Annotated in this window: 6 protein-coding genes and 1 pseudogene; 4 read left to right on the forward strand and 3 right to left on the reverse strand. The window is 71.7% G+C overall.

Going from position 1 to position 3,699, the window contains the following annotated elements; translation table 11 throughout:
• Window positions 1-256, reverse strand: a 256-nt coding sequence (locus tag G3I40_RS27985) for a LysR family transcriptional regulator (RefSeq protein WP_164305144.1), incomplete at its 3' end; no start/stop codon positions are given.
• A gap of 81 nt (window positions 257-337) precedes the next feature.
• On the opposite strand from G3I40_RS27985, the gene G3I40_RS27990 reads away from it, so the two are divergent.
• From G3I40_RS27990 to G3I40_RS28000, 3 genes are all read left to right on the forward strand, one after another.
• On the forward strand, window positions 338-700 hold the full coding sequence (locus tag G3I40_RS27990; protein WP_164305146.1) for a DoxX family protein: 363 nt from the start codon (window positions 338-340) through the stop codon (window positions 698-700).
• 82 nt (window positions 701-782) lie between these two features.
• The gene (locus G3I40_RS27995) at window positions 783-1,325 is read left to right on the forward strand and encodes a VanZ family protein (RefSeq protein WP_164305148.1); all 543 of its coding nucleotides are present in this window, start codon (window positions 783-785) and stop codon (window positions 1,323-1,325) included.
• A gap of 80 nt (window positions 1,326-1,405) precedes the next feature.
• The gene (locus tag G3I40_RS28000) at window positions 1,406-1,606 is read left to right on the forward strand and encodes a PspC domain-containing protein (RefSeq protein WP_164305150.1); all 201 of its coding nucleotides are present in this window, start codon (window positions 1,406-1,408) and stop codon (window positions 1,604-1,606) included.
• A gap of 88 nt (window positions 1,607-1,694) precedes the next feature.
• Here G3I40_RS28000 and G3I40_RS28005 read toward each other — a convergent pair whose 3' ends face one another.
• Both G3I40_RS28005 and G3I40_RS28010 read right to left on the reverse strand, forming a co-directional pair.
• Window positions 1,695-2,048: an ATP-binding protein gene (locus G3I40_RS28005; RefSeq protein ID WP_164305152.1), complete on the reverse strand. Its 354-nt coding sequence runs from the start codon at window positions 2,046-2,048 to the stop codon at window positions 1,695-1,697.
• A 231-nt stretch (window positions 2,049-2,279) separates the two neighbouring features.
• Window positions 2,280-3,395 (reverse strand): adenosine deaminase, encoded by a 1,116-nt coding sequence (locus G3I40_RS28010; RefSeq protein WP_164305154.1) that lies wholly within the window; start codon window positions 3,393-3,395, stop codon window positions 2,280-2,282.
• Between the two features lie 145 nt (window positions 3,396-3,540).
• On the opposite strand from G3I40_RS28010, the pseudogene G3I40_RS47395 reads away from it, so the two are divergent.
• Window positions 3,541-3,699 (forward strand): annotated as a pseudogene (locus G3I40_RS47395) (alpha/beta hydrolase); the annotation flags it as partial.

Here is a 3,699-nt window from a genome sequence, read left to right on the forward strand (position 1 = left end):
CCGCCGTGGCCACGCGGACGCGCAGCCGGTCGGCGTGGTCGAGCAGGCTCCGCGCCTCGTCGAGCAGCACCGTGCCCACCGGGGTGAGCGTCACGCCCCCGGGCGCGCGGACGAGGAGCGGGGCACCGGCCTCGGCCTCCAGCCGCTTGATCGCCCGACTCAGCGGCGGCTGGCTCATGTGCAGGCGCGTGGCGGCCCGGCCGAAGTGGAGTTCCTCGGCGACCGCCACGAAGTAGCGCAGGGTACGTAGCTCCACGCTGCAACGATACCCATGCGGTATCGGCGGCGCGGAAGAGGTCTTGGACAGGCGCGAGCCACCGGCGGTGCACTTGCCGGCATGGACATCGCGTACTGGATCCTCGCCGGACTGCTCGCCCTCTTCTACCTCTACGCAGGCGCGATGAAGGTCTCCCGCGGCCGGGACCGGCTCCGCCCGATGATGGCCTGGGTCGACCGCGTGCCGCTGCCCGCGGTGCGGGCGCTCGGGGTGGTCGAGCTGCTCGGGGCGGCCGGGCTGGTCCTGCCGCCGCTGACCGGCATCGCGCCCTGGCTCGCGATGGCCGCGGCGATCGGGTTCCTGCTGCTGCAGTGCGGCGCGATCGTCGTCCACCTGACCGGCGGGGACCGCCGCATCGCCCTCAACATCGGGCTCGTCGTCACGACGGCCGTGACCGTGTGGGCGGCCACCACCTGGCTGTGACCGCGGGGCGGGAACGGAGGGTGAGCCGCGCCTCACCCGGCCGTGCGGAACCGATCGTCCCACCCCCGGCGTCTAGGGGGTCGTGCAGCGCCACAGCTCGGACGGCCAGGGGGCCGTCATCCGCTTCCGTACGGCAGGGATCGTCATCCTCGCCGTGCATCTCGTGCTCGTCGGCTGGGTCACGCTGCGCCCCCTGGAGGTGCCCTGGGTCAGCGCCGCGAACCTGCATCCGCTGGCCGGGATCCGGGCCGATCTCGCGCTCGGCTGGCAGGAGGGCGCCCGCCGCATCGGTGAGGGGCTCGCCCTGCTCGCCCCCCTCGGCGTCCTGCTGCCGCTGGCCGGCGGCCGCCTGTACGTCTCCGTGTGGGGCTCGTTCGTGCGCACGGTCGCGGCCGGCGCGCTGATCTCGCTCGGCATCGAGCTGCTGCAGACCGGGGTTCCCGGCCAGGTCGTGGACATCGACTCGCTGCTGCTCAACAGCGTCGGCGTGGCCCTCGCCCACCTCGCCCTGGTGCCCGCCCTCAGGGTCCGGCTACGCCGCTGGGCCGAGCCCGCGGCCCTCCCCCAGCAGGAGCCGGCCCAGGGTCCGACCCCGACGATTACCAGGGTCGGCATGGCCCCGTGAGCTGACGCTTTGACCGGTTCGTGACCGTACCTTCGAAAGCGTAAGGAACACCCACGGAACGGTTCGCGAAGGAGCCCACCATGACCGCCCTGGCCCGCCCCACCAACGGACGGATGATCGGCGGAGTGTGCGCAGCGCTGGCACGGCGCTTCGGCACCTCCGCGACCACGATGCGCGTGATCTTCGTGCTCTCGTGCCTGCTGCCCGGCCCGCAGTTCGTGCTCTACATCGCGCTGTGGATCCTGTTCCCCAGCGAGGGCAAGGTCCGCCAGGCCTGGTGACCTGAGCGCCGCGCACCCCTCACTCGTACGGAACGGAAAAAGGGGCGCACCCGCGAATCGCGGGTGCGCCCCTTCGTCGTGCTCCGGGTCAGCCGAGGGCGGGCAGACCGCCACCGACCGGCAGGCCCTGCGTGGGCAGGCCCTTCGTCGGCAGACCGCCGAGCAGGCCCGAGACGGGGTCGCCGCCGTTGCCACCCGGCAGCGCGGCCGGGGCGGTGTGCAGCGTGCTGCCCAGCGCGTTCTGTCCGGCGGCCAGGGACTCGGGGGCGCCGGCGGGCAGGGTCTTCGCCGCCTGCTCGACCGGGAGCATCGAGGTGACGGATCCGACGGCCCCGGCGGCGTCCGGAACGCCGGGGGCGGCGTTCGCGGCACCGGCACCGGCGGCGGCGAAGGCGACGCCGAGGGCGGCGACACCGAGGGTCTTGGCGGCAGACTGCTTCATGAGGTCCCTTGTTCCTTGCTTCCTGGGTGATGCGCTTCCGTGTCCGGCAAACACGCGACATCACCGAGGAGTTACTGCCGCCCCTCCGCCCGAACCGCTCAAGATCGCCTCGCAACAGGCACTGAACCGCAGGTCAGACCGGCGCGGCGGGAGCGGCGGCCACGGGACGGTAATCGGTCGATCGCCGTCAACCCCGTGTTGACCACGAGCCGCGCAAGGGCCTGTCGGGGCCTACTTGAAGAGCCATTCCGAGCGCAGCTCGGCGTAGAGCGGCTTCACCACGTCGTTGATCATCGCGAGGCGCTCGTCGAACGGGATGAAGGCCGACTTGAGCGCGTTCACGGTGAACCACTCGAAGTCGGTGAGCGTGTAGGCGAAGGCCTCGGCGAGGTGGGTGAACTCGCGGCTCATCGACGTCCCCGACATGAGGCGGTTGTCCGTGTTGATCGTGACGCGGAACCGCAGCTCGCGCAGGAGCCCGATCGGGTGCTCGGCGTACGAAGTGGCCGCGCCCGTCTGGAGGTTCGAGGTCGGGCACATCTCCAGCGGGATGCGCTTGTCGCGTACGTACGAGGCGAGGCGGCCCAGCTTCACCGTGCCGTCGCCCTCGACCTGGATGTCGTCGATGATGCGGACGCCGTGGCCGAGGCGGTCGGCGCCGCACCACTGCAGGGCCTGCCAGATGGAGGGCAGGCCGAAGGCCTCGCCGGCGTGGATCGTGAAGTGGTTGTTCTCGCGCTTGAGGTACTCGAACGCGTCGAGGTGGCGGGTGGGCGGGAAGCCGGCCTCGGCGCCCGCGATGTCGAAGCCGACGACACCCAAGTCGCGGTAGCGGTTGGCCAGTTCGGCGATCTCCAGCGCGCGGGCGGCGTGCCGCATGGCGGTGAGCAGGGCGCCCACGCGGATCCGGTGGCCGTTCTCCTTCGCGCGGCGCTCGCCCTCCCGGAAGCCCTCGTTGACGGTCTCGACGACCTCTTCGAGGGTGAGGCCCTGCTCCAGGTGCTGCTCGGGGGCGTAGCGGATCTCGGCGTAGACGACGCCGTCCTCGGCGAGGTCCTCGGCGCACTCGGCGGCGACCCGGAAGAGTGCCTCGCGGGTCTGCATGACGGCGCAGGTGTGGGCGAACGTCTCCAAGTACCGCTCCAGGGAACCGGAGTCGGCCGCCTCGCGGAACCAGATGCCGAGCTTGTCGGGATCGGTCTCCGGCAGGTTCTCGTACCCCTGCTCGCGCGCGAGGTCGACGATCGTGCCGGGGCGCAGGCCGCCGTCGAGGTGGTCGTGCAGGAGCACCTTGGGGGCGCGGCGGATCTGTTCCGCGGTGGGCACGTTCGGTGTCTGGCTCGTCATTTCCGCACTCTAACTCCTACGCGCGTAGATCGTGCCTGTTCACCGGAAAAAGTGATCCGCCGGTGATCCGCCGGCGGCCCGTCGATACGTAACAGTGACCCTGCGGACGGGTCGCGTACATCAGCGCTTCTGACACTGTTCTGTCATGCAGCAGCGAGCGACGCCGGCCCGCGAGGCCAGGCTCGGCAAGGCGGTGGGGCCCGTGCCCGCGGCGGTCGGCGGCGTGGTGCTGCTGCTGCCCGGGGGCGAGGAGACGTCCACCCGCAGACCGTCCCCGCTGGCGGCCACCGCACTGCGGCCGCTC

The sequence above is a fragment of the Streptomyces sp. SID14478 genome (genome assembly GCF_010548525.1).
In the GTDB taxonomy this organism is placed as follows: Bacteria; Actinomycetota; Actinomycetes; order Streptomycetales; family Streptomycetaceae; genus Streptomyces.